Origin of the sequence: Gracilibacillus sp. YIM 98692 (genome assembly GCF_010993965.1) — a bacterium.
Taxonomy (GTDB): domain Bacteria; phylum Bacillota; class Bacilli; order Bacillales; family Amphibacillaceae; genus Gracilibacillus.
This window is the reverse complement of record NZ_WIXM01000005.1, coordinates 12061-34076: the sequence shown is the minus strand read 5'-3', so window position 1 is coordinate 34076 and position 22016 is coordinate 12061. Positions and strand designations below refer to the sequence as shown.

Here is a 22016-nt window from a genome sequence, read left to right as displayed (position 1 = left end):
CAGCCCCCTTCAATTATTCTTCGTTATAGAATTCATCTAAAATTTCCTGCACCTCTTTATCCGCATTTTCTAATGCCTCATCAATGGTTGTTTCTTGAAGGAAAGCGCGTTGGGCATGCTCATTAAATTTTGCCACCCATTCACCCCATACTGCATTGGTATCAAGGGTTCCTGCAAAATCAAAACTTTCTAAAAACGCCTCTTTGTTTTCAGGTGTGTCAGATGAGTTTAAAAATATTTCAGAATTGGCAACCGACTTTTTAACTGGTACCGCTTCTCCAAGGGCAGCCCACTCTTTTTGCACTTCATCTTCCGTTGCCCAATACTTCACCCATTCCCAAGCAGCTTTTGCTTTCTTATCATTTGCACTATCATTAATAACCCAAGAGTTTGCGATAACGGGTGAGAACCTCTTACCATCTGGACCTTTTGGCAGCAAAGTTACATCATAATTTAAACCGGCTTCGTTGGCAGCTAACACACGAGCATAAATGCCAATTCTCATTGCAGCTGAACCACTAGGGAAAACGGCCATTGGACTTTGGAAACTTTTTAAATCAGCTGGGTCTGTTATAATACCGCTATCCATGCCATCTACCATCCACTCAAACGCTTGTTTATTTTCTTCTGTATTAATAATGGATTGATTTAATGAATCGTCTAAGATCCCTCCACCATAGGATTTAAGAACAGAGAACCAACCCTCCGTAATACTAAAGAATGTTAAACCAAATTGTTGTATATTTTCACTATTAAATCCTTCATCCTTTGGTTTCTTATTAGAGGCATCTAATGTTAATTTAGCCGCTGCTTCTTTTAAATCTTCCCAAGTCCAGTCTTCACTAGGATACTCTACACCGGCTTTATCAAAGTGATCTTTGTTGTAATACAAGGCTCCAATTTGAATCCCTTGCGGAACCCCCCAATACTTTCCGTCTGCATCCTTATTAAAATCTAATCCATAATAGTCTTCTTTTTCCAAATCTCGATTAATCCAATCCGTTAAATCTTTAACTGCTCCTCGCTCTGCGTACTTCATAACTAATACACCATCTGATAACCAAACATCCGGGGCTTCATCAGCAGCAATTTGTGTATCTAGCTTTTGGAAGAACTGCCCATAAGGCGCACTCTGCGTGGTTATCTTAATATTGGGATGCTGGTCCATAAATCTATCAATTAACTCTTGCATTTTTTCATCAGATTTCCCTCCCGAATAATAACCAAGGTTAATAGTCACTTGTTCCTCTTTTGAATTTGATGTATCATTTTCATCAGATGATGAATTTTCTGCAGTTGGTGAATTATTTGTACATCCCGCCACAAATAATACCAATACTACTACGAGTGAAAATAAAACAGATAAATTTTTCTTCATTCTTTAAAACCTCCTATTTTTAAGCATTTATTATAGCGCTTACATAGATTATTAAATATTTTCCTGCAATATGGAATGGTTTTTCTTTGTTCACTTGTCCTTTTTTGCTCTTAATTGAATAGAAGTTGTCCAGTAGGCCGAAAAACAGCTGTAGAACCTCTGCGTCTTTATATACACACGCCTCCTTGATCTTCTCAAGTTTTTTTCCTTTTCTAACAGGGACGAATCGTACTCTATGATTAGACATGGACAACCTTTCCATTACATATATTATTATTAATAACTTGTAGCCATACGGAATGATTTTTCTTTATCGCGTGTTCTAAAACATTGTAGCTTTTGGTGTAAACAATCATCAGTTCGGGAGAGCGGAAGGCGGCGACTCCTGCGGGAAAAGCATGAGTCCGAAGACCCCGCGGGATGCACCTGCGTCTTCTAGTAAAGCTTCGTAGTACGCTTCCTCGGTGCAAGGGAGCAAAGATGTTATTTCAAGTAGTCCCCCTGGCTAAGGCCATGCCCGGCGGCATAGAAAACACTACGAAAGCGATTTTTGCTTGAGTAGATGTTGCACTTGTGCCCTTGGGTGAAAGCGTCCGCCTAGAGCGAACCCGACGGTGGCAAAAACAACAGCATTCAGTTTTAATAGTAAGGGATGTTTCCTATATGAAAGTACATTCAATTAAAAAGAAGCTTTTTTTAATCTTTATCTTTTTTGTATGTTTACCTATATCTATCATCGGTTATATTTGGTTTGAAACCTCTACAACTACCATTGAGCAAGAAGCTATCCAATCCAATAAAAAGTTAATTCAGCAAGTAAATGATTACTTGAACTTGTACATTTCCAACATAGAAAATTCTACTTACCCTTTTATTTCTAACCGTCAAATACAGAGGTTTATCAACAGTGATATATTAAGCAAATATGACTCTTTTATTTTGTCCGAACAAATTGAAAAAGAATTATTTACACAAATGATGGATGGAAGGTCCGATATTGTCGGTATATCCTTAGTTAGCAAAAAAGGCAGACAGATAAATTTCTATCAGAGTACCGAATTATTAGATATGAAACACATCAGGAATAGGAATAATCAACTTTTACAAGGTGGGAATGAAATGGACAACTTTAACATCATCGGATTGCGGGAAATTGGTTCGCAGCCCGTTATAACAGTGTCCAGAAAGATACACAGCAACCATTCTTATTTATACGAAGCTTTGCTAATTGTGGATATCAACCTGAGTCAAATTTCCAATATAAGTAATAACCTGTCCATCGAGAATTCAAATGTTTGGATAATGGATGATACCGGGCAAATCATTTATCATACGAATCCTAATCGAATTGGAGAGTTTGTTCGCACTTCTGTATTAAATCGATATCTATCGAATACAAGTGACGTATTTACAACGACAACTAACAATAAAAAACAAATTTTTATATATGAGCATTTTCAAGCTACCGATTGGGTCTTAATTGCGCAACTTCCCCATAAGAAAATTATTAGCGATTTACTAAAAATAAGATCATTAACGATTTTGTTAGGTGGGGTTATTGTTATAGTAGCACTTTCAGTATTTGGAGGATTCTCTCTATCTTTAACTGGTTCCCTCTCCACTCTTCAAAAATTGATGAAGAAAGTGGAGTTAGGAAATTTAACTGTTCCGAACTTGAGCATGAAGGAACGCAAAGATGAAATTGGAAATGTGTTTCGAAGTTTTTACACGATGGTGAATGAACTAAAGAGACTATATGAAGAAGTTCATATTGCTCAATTACAAGAAAAACAAATGCAGATTAAACAAAAAGAGTCCGCACTTCAAGCGATGCAGGCTCAAATCAATCCACATTTTCTCTATAACACGCTGGGCATTATTAACTCACATGCCATCTTAGAAAATAATATGGTCATCAGTAAAATGACGACCTCTTTAGCACATATGTTTCGTTATAACCTTGGTGATGCAAGGCAAGTAGTTTCGTTGAGGGAAGAAATGGACCATATCCATTCGTATTTAGAGATTCAGAAAGAAAGGCATCGGCATTTAGAAGTAGATATACAAATAGATAATGAATGCCTCGATTCCATTTCCATCATACGCTTATCGTTGCAGCCATTAGTGGAAAATGCCTTTTTACACGGATATCAAAAGCATAAAAGGAAAGCTTCCTATATAGGCATTCATACCTTCAAAAAGTCCGATTACTATGTCATTCAAGTGATAGACAATGGTTATGGCATGGATCCAAAAATTAAAGAAGATTATAACCGTGCTTTTAAGGAGTTAGATGACCAACACATCTATGATAAAGAAAAACAGTTTAAAAGTATTGGGCTATGGAATGTTCATGAAAGAACCCGTTTAGCTTTTGGTACCCCATATGGATTGCACATCAAAGATGGCAGTTCAGGTACTGGAACCATCGTGGAAATCATGCTTCCCTATCGAAAGGAGGAGGAAAACGATGTATAACGTCATCATTGTTGATGATGAACATATGATTCACTTAAGTTTACAAAAGCTTCTAGAAAAAATAGAGGATAAATTTTCCGTAGCAGGGGTTGCGGAAGATGGAAAAGAAGCGCTTTTATTGGTAGAGAACCACTCGATCGATCTAGTTATTACAGATATTTGGATGCCTGAAATGGACGGTCTTGAATTCATAGAAGCGGCCAAAAAAATAGATCCAACTATGAAGTTTATCATCATTTCTGGTTATGATGATTTTCATTACGCTCAAAAAGCGATCCGTTTTGGTGTTTCTGACTTTATATTAAAGCCGATTGTGCCAGATCAAATACTCTCTACCATGGATCAAATGTATACACAAATGAAAAAAAACGAACGCTCCTATACAGAGTATAATGATTGGGTCATACTGCTGGAAACAGATAAAAAAGAGATGGTTGAACATATTTGGACATCGAATGAAGCGAAGGCTTACGAAAAAATAAACACCATCGTTGAAGGGTATCATCACACACCAAATAATCCCCTGTCTCTATCACAGTTATTGGAAAACCTTTTAAGAGATATAGAGAATGAATTAATTAATAGAAACATAAGTCTTCCAAACTGTCTTCCTGAACAAATTAAATGGCCAAATACAAGGGAATTAATGATGGAAAAAGCCAAACAAGAAATTAGTCATATGATAGAAACTGTTCAAGGCTCTCGAAATTTAGGTTCACGTCAAAACATTTTAAAAGCTGTGGAATATATGAAAAAAAATTATGCATTAGAGGAGTTATCATTACAAGAAGCAGCTAATTATGTTGGAGTTTCTGAATCTTATTTTAGTCGTTCTTTTAAAGAAGAAATGAACATTAGTTTTATCAAATACTTAATTAAATTAAGATTGGCAAAAGCGAAAGAGATGATACAAGATTCTGATTTAAAAATTACGGATATTGCTTTTAAAGTAGGATTTTCAGATTACCCGCATTTTAGTAAATCTTTTAAAAAATATTATGGTCTGACACCTAATGAATATCGAAAGCAAATGCAATAATAAGGGATTTTCTAAGTCTTCCTTTACCGATGGTTTTTTCCGACCACCAGCAGCTCTCATTCAAAGCCACTGAAAAAGCCCTCCGAAATTAAGAATAACCCATTCGGTTAATAGGGAGAAAACACGAAATAACACTGCTTTTAGAGGTGCATTAGCATGCCAATGCACCTCCTATTTTCGTTGATATATCAACGATTATGAGCAAAAAAACTATTTCAACATGTGAATTAGCACCCCTTTTAGCATACCAAATCACATTTATACAATAATTTTTGCACTCCTGTTAAAAGATGGACTAAATCAGCTGCTAATTGTGTTGTTATCATGCTCGCAAAAATTTAATAAATCTCAGCACTTATAAAGATTAATCAAGAATATTGGGAATTTATGTTAAAATGATAGAGAGTATGTGAATTATTGTACTTAAAAATAGATCGTCAATCGTGGACGATAAGTGTCATTTTCATTATATTTCTTATTGATTTGGTATTTATTTAGCTGTTAAGTACCAAGTTTATTAGATCTAGTCTTGATTTTGGCACTTATCACCGTTATAAGTGTCATTTTTGGTCGTGAGGTGATTCATTTTGGTACTTAATGGTGGTTTAAGTACTATTTTGACAAAGTTTTTTTTATTTCCGTATAGGAAGGCGGCGACTCCTGCGGGAAAAGCATGAGTCCGAAGACCCCGCAGGATGCACCTGTGTCTTCTAGTATAGCTTCGTAGTAGGCTCCATAGTGCAAGGGAACAAATATGTTATTTCAAGTAGTCCCCCTGGCTGAGGCCATGCTTAGCGGCATAGAAAACACTACGAAAGCGATTTGTGCTTGAGTAGATGTTGCACTTGTGCCTTTAGGTGAAAGCGTCCGCCTAGAGCGAACCCGAACGGTGAAATACCAACACTTAAACGCATTCTTAACGTCGTTTTATTCCAGCACAAGATAAGCCGGATTCGCATTCTCTTTACTGTCTACTTTAACCAGCCTATCCGTTGTGGCATCATCAGAAAATCTAAATGAGGCCACTTTATCTTCCATTTCATTGTTAATAAAGCTTGTTACATCCATACTGTACCATCCTGCTCCAGTGACATCGATTGTTCCGATGGTAGTAGAATCGCTTATACTAGGGCGATTGTTCCAGTTTATCGTGCTTTCATTCCAATTATCCGTATGCAACCCTCTTATGGTTACAGGCACATAAGAAACGGTTTCATCCGTTACACCAGTATTTAAATAAAAATATAATACAGCCGAATTTACTGCTGAACCAGAGAAGCTAGAATAGTCAAATTTAAAGAATCCCAGCCGATCATAATAGGTTCCTCCTGATGCATCTTTTATTTCAATGATGGTGTCTGTACCAAAGTTCATGTCTGCATAATCTCCTCCACGGACATGGGCATCTTCAGAAACTGTATAGGTTTCTTGAAACCATGTGGTGGACGTTGTGTGAGGATTATCATAAGCTTGTGCCCAGTAATATCCATCGGACATGATTCTTCTCGGCTCAAATCCTATCTCTCCCGAATTTTCAACCACAGATTCGGATGTGGCTGACATATTTCCATTCGTACCTGTCGATATATCGATATATTTTCCGCCCATATGAGTAAATCTTCCATGTACATCAGCCTGAATCCCTTGTAATGTATCTTTATCTACGACTTGTAGAGAAACCTTACCGCTTTCACCATCATACGTCACATCCATACCGTTAATAATCATAGGCTTTAATGTCGTATCGTCCGTAACTGCAGAGGCTTCAGCAGATACCGGACCAATGTTCCCTTGTACGTCCACAGCAGCTACCTTATAGTAATACATCGTGTTTGGAAGTAAACCTTTATCCGTATAGGAAAGACCCCTTGATGTTGCTGCTAGATTACTAGCATCAGGTGTAAAATCACTTGTAGTACTGCGATAAATATGATAAAACTCTACCGCTGTATTATCAGAAGCTCTGCCATATTCAATATCAATACTTTGGAAGTCAAAAGCAGTGGCGATTGGATCTCTCTCGAGTGCTGAAGGGGCTGTTGTATCAGAAGGCGGTTCCCATAAATAACCGAAGGGTCCCCAGGAAGATGGCAAGTCACGTATCTCGTCATAATGATGCAATGCAATACCTCCAAAGGCATCATCTCCATTAAAAGCAGTATAAACCTTATCTAACTCTGATTCCATATAGGTCCGGCCTTCTTCACGGAAAGAGATAGTCTCTGGATCACCACCATTTGCAATATCCTTCGTTTCTACACCAATAATCACAGAGTTCGGCTTACCGATAAGATTTGCATAATCCATTTCTCCTTGTGCATCTGAAATGATACCTGGACTGCCATCTGCTCTATCTCGATAATCCATGATGGAAATATAATCAGCCATATCCTGTATATGCTCAGACATCCACTTTGTACTGCCATTCCAAGTTATATTCTCCGCATACGTAGAAGAATCATACCACCTTGGAATCGCTGGACCTACTAACAGACTATAACCCGCTGTGTCCCTTCTTTGCATAATTTTTTCATAATAATCTAAATATTGTAGCTGAACGGAAGGATAATCAGATCTAAAATCTGGTAATATATAAGGCTCCGTATCTACATTCACCCCGTCAAACCTTTCATTTGGTGCTGATGAAATATTATAATTGATAACCTTCTCAAATTCACGAATAGCTAAATCATGATACCTGCTATACGCACCAAAATAAGGTGGATCGGTTCCCCCTGCAATGAGTGCATGTACTTGATAGCCTTTGTTATGGGCCCAACTGACAAAATCTCGTACTTTTTCCCTTTCATCTTCCAGCATATCCATTCCATTAAAAGTATCCACACCAAAGTATAATGTCGTAATCGGATCCTGATCAAATGTAGTGGTATCCTTTGCCATCGCATCTAGCACTGTCCTTGAACCGGGGTTGAGAATCAATTGATAAGAAGCCTTTTCCCAAATCCACATCGCACGGTCTTGACTTACAGCGGATATGGTCTCATTTGTTCCGTCTCCTACTTTCACATACGTTGTTAAGCTTTTCCCAACATTGCCCTGCGAATCGATTGCTCTTGCCTCTATACTGGATGTTTTATCCCCAATACCTGATGTGTCCCAATTGTATTTATAGTTGGAACCTTTTAATGCAGCTTCCGTCCAATCCCCTCCATTTATTCTGACTTCCACACTATTTAAGCTATTTCTTGCCTCTACAGATATCTGAACATTCACACTTCCATTGACACTGCTGCCATCTGCAGGACTATCAATCGAGACTGCTGGAACGTTAGCTGCTTTATTATCCACATGAATATGAAGAAAATCAGACCATGTATTATACCTTGAAATCGCATCCTGTCCTTTAGCAATTAACTCTATATCTCCGTCATAATTGGAAGTATCTAAATCATAATACCATGTCCCTGCATCATCCCCGTTAGGGTCATCCATATGCACTTTCACCATTTTCGTCCCATTAATAACAAGCTCCATGTTATAAGCATCCGTATAGGTACCAGAAATACGTTCCACTCCGACTGGTACATCTTGACCATCGGTGTGGGAATCAATGGTGATGGCTGCCGATGCACTTGCGGTACCAACAAAAAGTACCATGAAAACTGCTGAAACGAGCAAAAAAATCATCAGAACGAGCCTAGATGTTTTGTTAAGCTGAAGAAAAGATGTCATGAATAAATAACCTCCCTTCCCATTGAAGCGCTTTCAAAAATACACCAACCCTCCTTACCTAATTTAAAGCGCTTTCATTTAATATTATATAAGGAAAGCTATCACAAATAACATGTATTTATTTGATGTATTTGTCTTCTTTTGTTTGGATTTTTTTCTTATGAAAAATAAAAATACCTGCCCGCTCCCGAATGAGGAGTGACAGGTCTAAACCCTATAACTTCTTATACATTACCGTTTGTAAATCCTCAAATCCAATCCTTTCATATAAATCCTTTGCAAAATTATTGGCAAACACATTGAGCCGAACTTCCTCATACCCACGCCTCTTGCAATTTCTCATCGCTGCATGCATTAATTGCTTGGCGATTCCCAGATTTCGATACTCGGGGAGAACATACAATTCGTAAAGAAAAGCATGTGTTTTCCCTGTTAAAAAATCCATCGTTTCTCCAATTAAAATCCAGCCGGCAAGCATTTGATGGGAGGTTCGGTAAACGAGATAATAGCCGCCTTGATCCAATACAGCCAATGCTATTTCAACCGCTTGTTCCTGGCTGATGACATTATCTAATACCGCCCCTTCATTCGCTACATCCTTCGCATTGGATAAAATATACTGTATTTCGCTATTCGATGCCATGGTAATCATTACGATCCCTCCACTATCAATCGATAATGAAAGTATATGTGATCGGGCAGCATTTGGTCATTTGATTTGGAGGCTCTGACGCCTAGCTTGACGGAGCAGTCTTTTGGGCAAGCACATATTTTTTTCTAACCAATATAATAAAGTAAGTTTATTTTCCGTAAAAAAGGGGTGCGAATGGATGCCAGCGATAACAGGGAAGGAATATATGGATCGTTTAAAAAATCGTGAGATAGATCTTTGGCATAATGGGGAGAAAGTGAAGGATATCTTGGAACATCCTGCTTTTAAAGGTGTGATCAAAAGCCAGGCATCCCTTTATGACCGGCAGCATGATGAGGATATCAAAGATGTGATGACTTATTCTTCGCCTTTAACGGGGGATGCGGTTGGGACTTCTTATTTGCAGCCGAAAACAATCGAGGATTTGATCAAGCGGCGGAAAATGTTTCAGCATTGGGCGAGTATGAGCGGTGGCATGCTTGGTCGGAGTCCTGATTATATGAATACGGTGCTGATGAGTTTGGCGGCATCAGCGAAATTGTTAAAAGGAAAAACGAATTGTTTTCCGAAGCGTCTGATTGACTTTTATGAAAAGGCGAGAGAAGAGGACTTTTCTTTTACGCATACATTTATCAGCCCGCAGGTGAATCGTTCGCAGCTATATTTTGAAGATTCCAAGGAGCCGATTGCTGCCAAAATTATTGACGAAACCGAAGAAGGATTGGTGATACAAGGGGCTCGGCTGCTCGCAACACAAGGCGGTATTACGGATGAGATCATCGTTTTTTCTCCTGGCGGTGTGACGGATAAGGCCTTCGCATTTGCTTTTGCGATTCCTAGTGATACAGATGGGTTGAGATTCATTAGCCGCGATTCCTTCGTGGGTGGGGACATTGTTTATGATTATCCTCTTAGCTCCCGTTTTGAGGAGTCAGATAGTATCGTGGTGTTTGATCATGTGATTGTACCATGGGAACGGGTATTTTTCTATCATCATTTACAAGTATCCAACACCTTTAAGAATGAAAGTGCTTTTACACCGTTCACCTTGCATCAAATCGTGAGCAGGCAGGTCGTGAAGACGAAATTCATGCTGGGACTAGCAGAATCGATCGTTGATACGATTAACATAAGGGAATATCCGCATGTGCAAGAAATGATGGCTGAATTGATTACTGCCTATGAGACAATGACAGCTTTATTAATCAAAGCAGAATCCAATGCGAAGAAAGACGCATTCGGCCTTATGTGTCCAGAAGTCGCCCCACTGCAAGTAGCTACTTCTACTTTTACAAAGGTATATCCTCGTATAGCGGACATTGTACAATTATTAGGTTCGAGCGGGATGGTGTCCATTCCAACGCAGGTAGATTTTGAATCAGAGATAAGGCCAGATCTTGACCAATATTTGCAAAGTGCCACTTTAGAAGCAAAAGATCGGGTCCAATTATTCCGGCTGGCTTGGGATGCCACAATGAGTGCATTTGGCAGCAGACAAACCCAATATGAACGGTTTTTTCTAGGAAATCCGAACCGGTTAGTAAGGGAATTGTATAAAAGTTATAGTTATGAATTAACTAAGCATATGGATTATGTGAAACGGTTCTTGTCTTAGCAGCATGGTGAGGGCGCGAATGATACGCGTGAGAGAGCATTAATGAAAATGAGAGCACATTGGTATATGAGAAAGCGCGAATCGATTAAAATGCGCTTTGACTTAAATTTACGCGCTCCTCCCTCTTTTCCATAGGAGGTCTATATAATATTCGGTAAATAATGGCTAAAGTCATTCTTCTATCGATCTAGTAAACGAAAATGCAAATGACTATTTTAAGGCTTTAAGATGTAACGTTTTAATTATTTTCCAGTTTAACAATATAAGAATGTAAAGTATGGGGTATATTGGAACGGAATACAACAGCTTCCAATCATTATAGTAAAAGAAATCTGAATGATATACGGCAAACCATTCATATGTTATGGCAAAGGCACTCCAACCAAGAATATAAAACACTTTACATAGTAATGTACGGGATTTGGGGTAAAAATTTAAAAATATAATATTAACTGTTGGAAAAATCCAAAACACGACCCAAAGTGTAATATAGTCAACACCTGGACTAAAATACCCATATAAATCATATTTAAATTCTAAATATACATCAATTATTAGTTGTAAAACAGTTGAAAATAGTGATGTTGTGTACATTTCAAAATAAGTGATTTTCTTTGGCATGAAATAAACAACTAATCCAAAAACCAAAACTGAAATAAATAAAAGATACATAAAATCACCTCCTCTATTAGATTATTACCAAAATCTAATAGAGATAGAACATGAAAAGAAGAATTGTGCAAAAATATGTCGAATATTAATTAATAACCTTCAAACTTTAAAATTTTCATTAAGTCTAGTAACTCCCCTGCTAATTTACTAACGTACAAACAGGGCGGCGCCTGGCACCACCCTTTTTCACCTATCATTATATTTCGTTAAGTAAACTGTTCCGCATCACCGATATTTCATTCGATCTATCCTTAACCACCTTCATTTCCCATTTCTGCTGGTTTTAAGTGATAAATATCTAAAGAATTTAAGGTAACATCCCCATCTATAGCATATACATCTAAGCCGTCACTGTCTAAATCAGGAAATATTTGATTGGTAAAGACGACTTGACCATCATTTCCGAATACTTCAACCGATGATCGATCCATATAAATATGAAGACTTATTGTATTATTATCTGGTGACATATCGGCATCATGTCTCACATTAAAATCGGTGCTAAAATGGGCTTTTCCCGATTCAGCGCGATCAACAAAGAGCTTTGAATTTACTTGATCATAACCGATCGTTGTTTCATGACCATTCCCTGTTCTAACCTTGAATCCAAACTCAGATGCAGTAGCTGTATCGGTTTGGAATTCAGCAACGATCTCAACATTTGTCCCTGTAACGTTTGATAATAGGTTTTGATCTGGAGATATTGTCTCATCATTCCAACTATCCACTTGATCACGTAATACCTCTAATTCTGATACTGGATCCTGAACCAAACGTATTCCTTGTCCAGAAATATTTTTTAACTTTAATTCACGAGGAATAGACATTTTCCCTCTCCAAATGGATGTAGGAATGCTTTGCCCATAATTCCAATTGTTCATCCACCCCATCTCGATACGTCTTCCATCATGAGAAGGTATATTTTCAAACGTTAATGGTGCATAGAAATCTGCCCCAAAGTCTGAATAGAGGACAGTATCTGATGAGTGATCATTCGTAAAAGTTTCCCCATCAAATTCCCCGATAAAATATTGAACGCCCGATCCTTTGGCTGGAGCTCCATCACTTAAGCTCACTTGTAACACCCATTTTGTGTTATTGGAATCCCCATCAACCGGTAATTCGAATAAATCAGGCATTTCCCATACGCCATCATGTGATCCCTCTGTTTTACCAAAATCGCTGGCAAAAGACCAATTTTTCAAGTCTGGAGATGTATATATTTGGACAAATTGTTCTTGTGCATCATTTTCTGCTGCGAGTAACATCACCCATTTATTGGAATTTTCGTGCCAGAATACTTTCGGATCTCTAAATACTGGGAGATTTTCCGTATTATCGATGACAGGATTGCCTGTATATTTTGACCAAGTTCTTCCTTTATCTGTACTATATGCTAAGCTCTGGCTTTGCTCACCGCCTTCTTCATGGGTAAACATTGCGACCATTGCATTTTCCCCAAATCCAGCTGTATTATTTTTATCGATAACGGCACTTCCTGACCAAATGAAACCCTTTTCATCTTTTTCCAATGCCATAGGAAGCCGCTCCCAATTTACTAAATCCGTACTCACAGCATGTCCCCAATGCATCGGGCCCCATGTCGTGCTAGTGGGATTATACTGATAAAAAAGATGATATTCCCCATCATGATAAACCAAACCATTCGGATCATTCATCCACTTCTTGTCGGGGGTAAAATGAAAGCTAGAGCGATACTGCTGATAACGATCACTTGTTGTGACATCCGTTTCTGTGTTATATACGTTAAAATCATCGATATTGATATGCCCCCAATCACCCGTGACATTATCTACTATTTTAATAAAAACTTCTTCTCCTACATAATCTGAAGCATCCCAATACACTCTGTGATATTCTTCCTCTTCTGAGCCAGTTGCTTTAAATAGTTCATCCCCATCAGATGCTCGAATTAAGGATACATATAAATTATCAATATCTTTTCCACCACTTATTAAAAAGTCAATCCATCCGCTTCCGCGTAGTGTAAAATGTTCGGATTGCAATTCTCCAACCTGACTATCACCGCCATCTTTAAAACTCCATAAATGATAATCTCCTTCGTGATTGAAGCAGCAATCCCATCCCCACTCTGTATCTGTTGTGACATCTTGATTACTGAATGCATCTCCACTCACGATTTGCCAGCCTGTTAAATCTCCACTTTCAAAATTGGCATTGGTGATATCATATTTCTCAGGGGGCTGCACCGGAGCATTTACATCATCAATGTTAATATGTCCCCAAGAACCAGTAGCTTGATCGACCACCTTTATATAAACCTTCTCCCCTATATACTCCGAAGCATCCCAATGAACACGTGTATATCCTTCTCGATCTCCACCACTTGCCTTCATTAGCTCTTTACCATCAGAATCTCTCACTAGTGCCACATACAAATCATAAATATTATTTCCACCCGACACTAGAAAATCTATTTGTCCATTACCTCCCAGGATGAACTTTTGGGAACGAATCTCACCAACTTGTGAATCATCGCCTTCATCAATACTATATAAATGATAGTTTCCTTGATGATTAAATGGTCCACCCCATCCCCAGTCGTCTGCACTTGTCACGTCTAAATCCGTAAAGGCGTCTCCACTCAATATCGTCCACCCTGATAAATCAGGTGTTTCAAAATCATGATTGACTAACTCATCATGTTCTGGTTCAGGTACGACATTGATGTTGCTAGTTGCGGTAAATCCTCCATCTCTTGTTTTCGCTGTTATGGTAGCGTTTCCTTCAGCATGTGCTGTTACTTTACCATTTACAACGGTAGCAATCGATGGATTATCCGATGTCCAAATCACTTCTTTATTCGTTGCATCAGACGGTGTAACAGTAGCTGTGAGTAATTCACTATCCCCTTCTATTAACTCCATACTACTCGGACTTAACGAAACTCCTGCAGCCTTTACAGGGGTATAGGCCGAATTCATTTCCCAAACCTTAAGTGATTTAACTACAACAGTATCCCTATTATCATTTGCCCAAAGCTTTAATCCAGTCGCATCATCGCGAGTTGGATATGCTCTTGTCGTTAAACCTTTTAATCCATTTAAATACGCATTAATCTCTGAACGATCCACATAAATATGAAGTTTAATATTATCTGTCCCTATATCTGCGTTTCCACCTTGATACCATTTTTCCACATCCGGATCAAGGCTGGATTTCAAACGATTTATCCAGAGTTCTTGGCTACTTTCTTTGTGATACACGATCGTTTCTTCTTCTCCATTTGGTGAACGTCTTAAACTAATCCCCGCTTCATTAGCAGAGCCATGATCTATCTCTAATTCAATTTCCAACATATCTCCATTTACAGAAGAAAGAATCTGATTCGCATCGTCAAATGATGTATCTGAGGTAATATCAACTAATTGTTCCCCTCTTAATTGTTCCAGCTCTTGAATAGGCTGCATTCCCAATTTACCATCTGATCGATAGGAAACCTCTAGCGGTAATCCATAATTATGAGCAAAGCCAGCATCATAATCATCATTACCAGGTCTTCGTCCCTGCGTTATGCTGTGAATAACCGTTCTTCCATCTGGAGTTACCATACCTGCTGGACCAGTAAAATGCTCCCCAACATCTAATAAAGTGGGCTCTTCCTTGTCAGGAATAAAACGAGCTGTATCCGGATCCCAAGTTCCAATCCAATAATAGGTGTATCTCGATTGATATTCTTGTCTGGATGTTTTAGCAGGATTCATTAAAAAGATATACTTTCCACTGTCTCCCAATGGCAGTAATATTGGCAATTCCCATACACGGCCTGTTTTGGGATACTGATCATAATCTCCTACAAATAAATCTCCCTCAAATGTCCAATTCTCAAAGCTAGAATCTTTCGTGGAGTATACAAGTGCTGTACCTCCAATAGGATCGCCATTTTCATCCTCTTTCCCTGAAGTCACCAGCATATACCATGTATCTCCATCTTTAAAAACAAATGGATCGCGAAATTCTCCTTGAATTCCCTCTCCCTCTTGCTGTTCTAATATTACTTCCTGGTTCTTTTCCCATCGATTTAAATCATTATCCCCATCTTCTGGATAAGTACTTCTCGCAATGTTAATCCGCTGATTAGGAAAATCACGATCATCTCCTGCGGTATAAAAAATAACCGGTACATCATTATCATCCACGACAGCTCCGCCAGCCCAGGCACCATCAGGATCCACATCATGTTTACCTGGTATCACAGCATCATCCACATCTCGCCAATGTACCATGTCATCGCTCACTAAATGTCCCCAACGAATATGATTCCAAAAAGGTCCTCTTGGATTACTTTGATAAAACACATGGTACTGTCCATTAAAATAAATAGGTCCTCCCGGTTCATTTCCCCAATGGTTTGGAGGTGACATATGAAATTGCGGACGATGTTTATCATTTGCCAGAATACTTCTATCCATTTTCATATCTGGAGTGGGTAAATTGCCATTCAAATGACTTAGATATGAATCATAAGCATTCTGAATTTCTGTTGCACTTAATGCTTGATTGTAAATTTTCACCTCATCTATTAAACCACTGAACATATTTAAATCATATCCATATAACCACATGCCATCATTGTTTTTACCAATTAATAAATCTTTCACGCTTGGTTTCATCTTTTGGCCAGCAGGGAAATCTCGTGAAGCTACTTTTTTACCATTTTGATAAAGAACGGCTTCCCCTGATGCACTATCATACGTTGCCGCTATATAGGACCACTCTTTTAAAGGTAAAAGTGTATCGGACATGACTTCATACCAATCTGATCCAGTTCCGAACTTAAGGCCCCAAGTGCCATGGCGAAAATTACCTAAAATGAATCCTTCTTTTTCTTCCCGATCATGCTGATTGACAATAGCGGATAACCTGCCTTCATCACCATGTTCGAAATTACGTGGTGCTACCCATGCTTCCACTGTGATGGCGCTATCCGGTGCAGGGAATTTATCCGGAGTTTGTGTCACCCAAGTAGAATATCCATCAAACAATAAAGCGCTATTGGAAATCCCGTCACTTCGCCACAATGGATCTTGTGAAGTTTGGAAAGCGCCTTCATTCAAATGATAATCCACTGGGTTTTGTATGCCTGATACCTGTTCTGTCGTGACTTTTCCTGTGCCTTCGTCCAAATTCCAATAACCAATTAAATCCTGATCATATACAGAATTGTACACATGGAAGTCATCGACATTTATATGTCCCCAATCACCTGTTGCATTATCTATAATTTTTATATAGACTGCTTCCCCTATATATTTGGATGCATCCCAAAACACCCTTTGATATTTTTCTGTATTTCGCCCTGTTTCTTTAAATAGCTCTTCTCCATCGGATTCTCTTACTAACGCCACATATAAGTTTTCTTCATCTTCACCACCGCTAATCAGAAAATCGATGCCGCCTGACCCATCTAGTGTAAAGGTTTCAGAATGCAATTCACCTGTTGGTGCATCACCACCATCTTGAAAACTCCACAAATGGTAATCCCCTTCATGATGAAACATATCCCCTTGGCTCCATTCATTTTCATGGACTAAACTATCGGGGCCAAATGCATCACCACTCACCACTTCCCACCCTCTTATTTCATTCGGTGGTAATGCTGTATACTCAAAATCATGGTTATAGATCGACGGTTCAATATGCTCATGTAAGGACGGAGTTGGCGGTACATTTACATCATCTAGATTGATATGCCCTTCTGTACTATTATCCACGATTTTTATTCGAACGACAGTACCAGTATGTGCTGATGCATCCCATTCCACCCTACTGTAAGTGTCTGTGCCTGTACCGGTTGCTTTCATCAATTCTTCTCCATCTGATTCTCTTACTAAGGCAACATATAGATTATCTAAATCATTGTCACCTCCAGTAAGAAAATCTATTTGTCCATCTCCTCCAAGCGTAAAAGTCTCACTTTGCATCACGCCAACTTTCGAATTGTCTCCTCTTCCTCCCCAAATATGCCAGAAATTACGTTGATTAAAGGATTGTTTGTCCCAATACTCTGAATCCGAGCTGATATCTGCGTCCGTAAAAGCTGTGCCATCGACGATCTCCCAACCTGACAAGTCCCCTGTTTCAAATCCTGGGTTTGTAATGGTATTGGCAGCTTTTACAACCGTTATATTTTCTGAAATCATCCAATGACTGCAATAAAGCAAGATTATCATAAAACATATACTAATCTGTTTAATCATCTTTTTTCCTTTCCTCCTCTTTGTGTTAAACTAAAATAAAACGCTTTCATTTAAATTCATTAAAAAACTAAACAACTCAAACTTATTTTAAGACTGTTTTCTAAAAAACTGTTGCTTTTTATAATAAGCCTAATTGCACATAATCCATAAACGGCGAAATAACTTATAAATATTTTCCTCCCACTCGTTTAAAGATGAGTGCTTAATCGTCGCTGCGGAAAAACACTCGCTTTCCGTGGGGAACGCTTCAGCCTCCTCACGAGCAAAAAACGCTCGCTGCGGGGTCTTCAGACTGTTCCTTTCCCACAGGAGTCTCGCATTTTTCCGCAGCTTGGATCAGTGCTCGTTTTGAGTGAGAAATAATCATGATTTTCACTTCACATCAGCGGAAGAAATATACGTAGACTCCTGGGGGAACAGCGCGAGCTGAAGATCCCGCAGGCAGCTTGCTGCCGAGGAAGCTGAAGCCGTGCCCCCGGAAAGCGAAGTATATTTCTGGAGCGGTGTTTATACACTCACCCCTTTATGGTTAGCTAAGTTCCCACTTGATCAATTCATCGATATGTGTCTTACCTTCTGAATGAAGCAACACTTGCTCTCCTAATTCTTTTGAAAAGAATAATGAAGTAAATACGTGTTCCCCATCATTCACAAAAATTTCGATCGAAGAAACATCTAAAAAAATGTTTAGCTTAACTTTCTGATTTAAATCTATAAACTGACTTCTCGTAAAATCATTATGGATCACTAAATTTTTAATAGGGAATTGAGCATTTCGCCGATCTAGGACTATTTCATTCCTAGATTTATCAAAGCTTAATAAGATTTTTTCTCGGTCCCCTTTAAAAAATTCCATGCTAAAATAATCACTATCATCCATATGAAATTGAAGTTCCATTTGCTGACAATTCCCAAGTAACCTATCATTCATATAATCATCTTTTATGCTAAAATGACTCCACTCTATCTTTTTCTCTCTATATTTGTCTATTTTATGATACGGTTTTTGAATAAGCTTTCCATCTTTCAACGATAGTTCTCGCGGCAGTGTCATGGAACCATTCCACCCATGTCCTAGTAAATGTAAAGGATATTCCATATCCCACATATTCATCCAAGCAACCATCACCCGTTTTCCTTCTTCAGACAAGGTAGTTTGCGGAGCGTAAAAGTCGAAGCCTTGGTCCAGTTCCTGTTCGTTTTCCACTATGAATTCACCTGTCTCATAATGGAACTCTCCGATTAATGCCATCGTAGAATGAATGTTTTCATAACGATACCCGATACGCGGAATTTCTTGAGGAGAAAAAATCAACACATGCTTTCCATCTAATTCAATTAAATCCGGGCATTCCCATGCCGTTCCATACGCTGGACCTAGAGAGAGTTGATTTAAATATTCCCACGTGACACCATCATTAGACTGGTAAAATAAAACATGTCCAACATCCTCATGACTCTTTGCTCCAACTATCATATAGAATCGATCATGATGCTTCCAAACTTTTGGATCTCGGAAATCTTCCATTCTTATGTTGGCGGGAACCTGTTGGGAAGAAATGACTGGATTATGTTCATATTTTTCATATGTGATACCATCCGCTGACTTGGCTAAACATTGAACCTGTCTAATATAAGGAACAACTTCTTCGCTTTCTATCACCCCCTCTTTCTTTTTCAAATCTTGATCATATAAAATATCGAGGAACGAATCAGTATGCCCGGTATAATACAACCAATGTTCATTCCCTACTTGAAGCCCTGATCCTGAGAAAACACCATTTTTGTCATAACTTTTATCAGGTTTTAAAGCGATTTTTTCATGATCCCATTTCATTAAATCATCACTAACAGCATGAGCCCAATGCATTGGCCCCCAAACAGTATCATACGGGTAATACTGATAAAATAAATGATATCTATTGTTAAAAAAGGAAAAGCCATTAGGATCATTCATCCAGCCGTATTCCGGCATTAGATGATAATGATGTCGGTAAGTCTCGTTTGTCTTTTTCGTATTGATTTTCATATTGAATCACTCATCTCTTTCGTTTTTCCAAATAGATTGTAGTTTAAAAATTTTGATAGATTTAATTCTAGTATCCGTGTTACCAATAATGGATAGATAATCACTATTAGGTAATACAGGGTAGGCTCTGCTGGAAATCATCTTTTTCTGATTCAAATAACATTCCACCGCAGAATGATCAATAAAAATATGGGCTTTCAAACCTTCATCCAGTTTTAGTGGTCCGCCTTGAATATCGCCCTCTTTATCCTTTCTGCTTTCCGTTCTATCCAGCCAAACTTTTTCGATTGCTTTATCAAAAAGAAGCTTTGTTTTTTCTTGGTTAGTAGGATCCTTCTTTAACTCTAGTCCAACTAGATTCTCTGTTTCTTCAAATTCAATCAAGATCTCAAGCATTTTATCATGAATGTTTTTCAATTTATGATTGACTTCTTCCATAGACTTATTGTTTTCATGGACTAACAGCTCTTGTCTTAATGAAGCTAAATTTTCTAAAGGTTGAATGCGTAACTCCTGATTTTCCAAAAATAACTCAATGGGCAGTCCTGCGTGGTGGGCCCATCCTGCATCATATTCTTCTTGTTCGTTTCGATCTCCTTGAAGAATGGAGAAAACAATCGTTTTATTTGTAACAGGATCGACAAATCCACTTGGGCCGCTGAATTTAAACCGACCGTAATCCATTAATTGCGGTTCTTTTGTATCCGGAATAAATTCGACTTTTTGCTTATCGAATTCTCCCAAATAATAATAGGTATCCACTTCGTATTTCGATTCATCATCAAAGAAACTCATAAAAATAAAGGCATACTTCACTTGCCCCTGCTGATCACGTACTGGTAATAAAACAGGGAGCTCCCAATTGGTTCCGAGGTATGGATAAAGACTGCTATCTACTGAAAATAATTCCCCTTCAAAATCCCAATTCTCACAATCAGTGGATGTATATACCCAAGCTGTAGGCCCTTTATCTTTCACACCGCCTCCAATGATCAAATACCATTTTTCTTCTGTTTCATCTTTCCAAACAAATGGATCTCGAAATTGTGCAGGCATTCCTTGTTGATCGGTTTGATAAATGGCTCCTTGTGGTTCCATTTTCCAATCAACTAAATGGATATCTTCTATATTTTCTGGACGAGCAATTGCTACACCTTGATTGTATGTTTTGTTGAAATTAGCAAAGGTATAGAAAAGATAAGGCGTGTTATTCGGCCCTATGGTGGCGGAACCAGACCATACCCCCGATGGTGTCAAATCTCCCTTTTGCGGAAAGAGAGCCGTTTTTTCATTTTTCCAAAATACTAAATCATCACTTGTCCAATGTCCCCAATGTAAATGGGAAAAATAAGGACCAGATGCATTTTTCTGATAGAATAAGTGATATTTCCCTTTATAGTAAAAAGGAGCATGTGGCTCATTCATCCAATGTTGCGGAGGAATGGCATGATATTGAGGGCGATGTACATCATCTAATAGTTTTTGTTCATCGAGCTCGATATCTTCTAATGGCACTGATCGCTTGTCACGTATTTTCTCATATTCTTTATGAATGTCCTTATCTGTCCGTGCATGATTATATACCTTTATAAAATCTATCAGTCCAGCAAACATACCACCTTTAAACACGTCACTAATCTCAAATGGGTGATTATTTAACCCGATGGATAACGCGATATCAGCAGGCCGGAAATGTTTGATGTTTGTACTTTCTATTTCCTTCTTTCCATTTATATAAATCGTAACGGAGTGTTCTTCTTGGTTAAATGTCACCGTTAGGAAAGATTTTATAAACAATTCAAGTTGTCTATCGGTTCTAAATCGATAAATATTTCTGCCATCACCTAATTCGAATTGCACTTCCCCATGACGGAAAATACTTAAAGCGAATCCTTGTTGACTCGACGGATCAAGCTGATCAATTATAGTAGTAGGTACATCCCCGTGACATGCTTCAAAGCACCTAGGTGCAAGAAAGGCTGATATAGAAAAAGATCCATTCACTTCTAAAGGTTGATCTTGGATATAAGTGGAATAACCATCAAAGTCCACTGCATATCCAGAAACAGGTGATTCCACCCAATTAGGAGAACAATTTGCTTTATATTTTGCATGATTGAATACATAATGAATGGGCAATATATTGCCGCGAATCGCTTCTTTTGTTTGATTACCTTTTCCTTCACGAAAAGGAAGATCATATATTAGACTCATAACA

At 38.4% G+C, this 22016-nt stretch carries 10 protein-coding genes; 3 read left to right on the top strand and 7 right to left on the bottom strand.

Features of this window, described 5'->3' with window-relative positions; translation table 11 throughout:
- Positions 1-13 precede the first annotated feature (13 nt).
- Positions 14-1378 (bottom strand): ABC transporter substrate-binding protein, encoded by a 1365-nt coding sequence (locus GHD00_RS06945; RefSeq protein ID WP_163537430.1) that lies wholly within the window; start codon positions 1376-1378, stop codon positions 14-16.
- A gap of 663 nt (positions 1379-2041) precedes the next feature.
- Here GHD00_RS06945 and GHD00_RS06940 point away from each other — a divergent pair.
- Together GHD00_RS06940 and GHD00_RS06935 are read left to right on the top strand one after the other, a co-directional pair.
- The gene (locus GHD00_RS06940) at positions 2042-3856 is read left to right on the top strand and encodes a cache domain-containing sensor histidine kinase (RefSeq protein ID WP_163537429.1); all 1815 of its coding nucleotides are present in this window, start codon (positions 2042-2044) and stop codon (positions 3854-3856) included.
- A complete protein-coding gene (locus GHD00_RS06935) occupies positions 3849-4895 on the top strand; it encodes a response regulator (RefSeq protein ID WP_163537428.1) in 1047 nt (348 codons plus the stop codon). Before GHD00_RS06940 ends, GHD00_RS06935 begins: the two co-directional genes overlap by 8 nt.
- A 927-nt stretch (positions 4896-5822) precedes the next feature.
- On the opposite strand, the gene GHD00_RS06930 is transcribed toward GHD00_RS06935, so the two are convergent.
- Positions 5823-8588: a CBM96 family carbohydrate-binding protein gene (locus tag GHD00_RS06930; RefSeq protein ID WP_240468632.1), complete on the bottom strand. Its 2766-nt coding sequence runs from the start codon at positions 8586-8588 to the stop codon at positions 5823-5825.
- Positions 8589-8802: 214 nt separating this feature from the next.
- Entirely contained in the window at positions 8803-9240 is a 438-nt protein-coding gene (locus tag GHD00_RS06925) for a GNAT family N-acetyltransferase (RefSeq protein ID WP_163537427.1), read from the bottom strand.
- A 178-nt stretch (positions 9241-9418) separates the two neighbouring features.
- Between GHD00_RS06925 and hpaB the strand changes: the two genes are divergently transcribed.
- A complete protein-coding gene (gene hpaB, locus GHD00_RS06920; RefSeq protein ID WP_163537426.1) occupies positions 9419-10855 on the top strand; it encodes a 4-hydroxyphenylacetate 3-monooxygenase, oxygenase component in 1437 nt (478 codons plus the stop codon).
- A 210-nt stretch (positions 10856-11065) separates the two neighbouring features.
- On the opposite strand, the gene GHD00_RS06915 is transcribed toward hpaB, so the two are convergent.
- From GHD00_RS06915 to GHD00_RS06900, 4 genes are all read right to left on the bottom strand, one after another.
- Entirely contained in the window at positions 11066-11527 is a 462-nt protein-coding gene (locus GHD00_RS06915) for a CBO0543 family protein (RefSeq protein ID WP_163537425.1), read from the bottom strand.
- Between the two features lie 251 nt (positions 11528-11778).
- Positions 11779-17769, bottom strand: a complete 5991-nt coding sequence (locus tag GHD00_RS06910; RefSeq protein WP_163537424.1) for a GH32 C-terminal domain-containing protein — start codon at positions 17767-17769, stop codon at positions 11779-11781.
- Between the two features lie 529 nt (positions 17770-18298).
- Entirely contained in the window at positions 18299-19798 is a 1500-nt protein-coding gene (locus GHD00_RS06905; RefSeq protein ID WP_163537423.1) for a glycoside hydrolase family 32 protein, read from the bottom strand.
- Between the two features lie 6 nt (positions 19799-19804).
- Entirely contained in the window at positions 19805-22012 is a 2208-nt protein-coding gene (locus tag GHD00_RS06900) for a glycoside hydrolase family 32 protein (RefSeq protein WP_163537422.1), read from the bottom strand.
- Between the last annotated feature and the right edge of the window lie 4 nt (positions 22013-22016).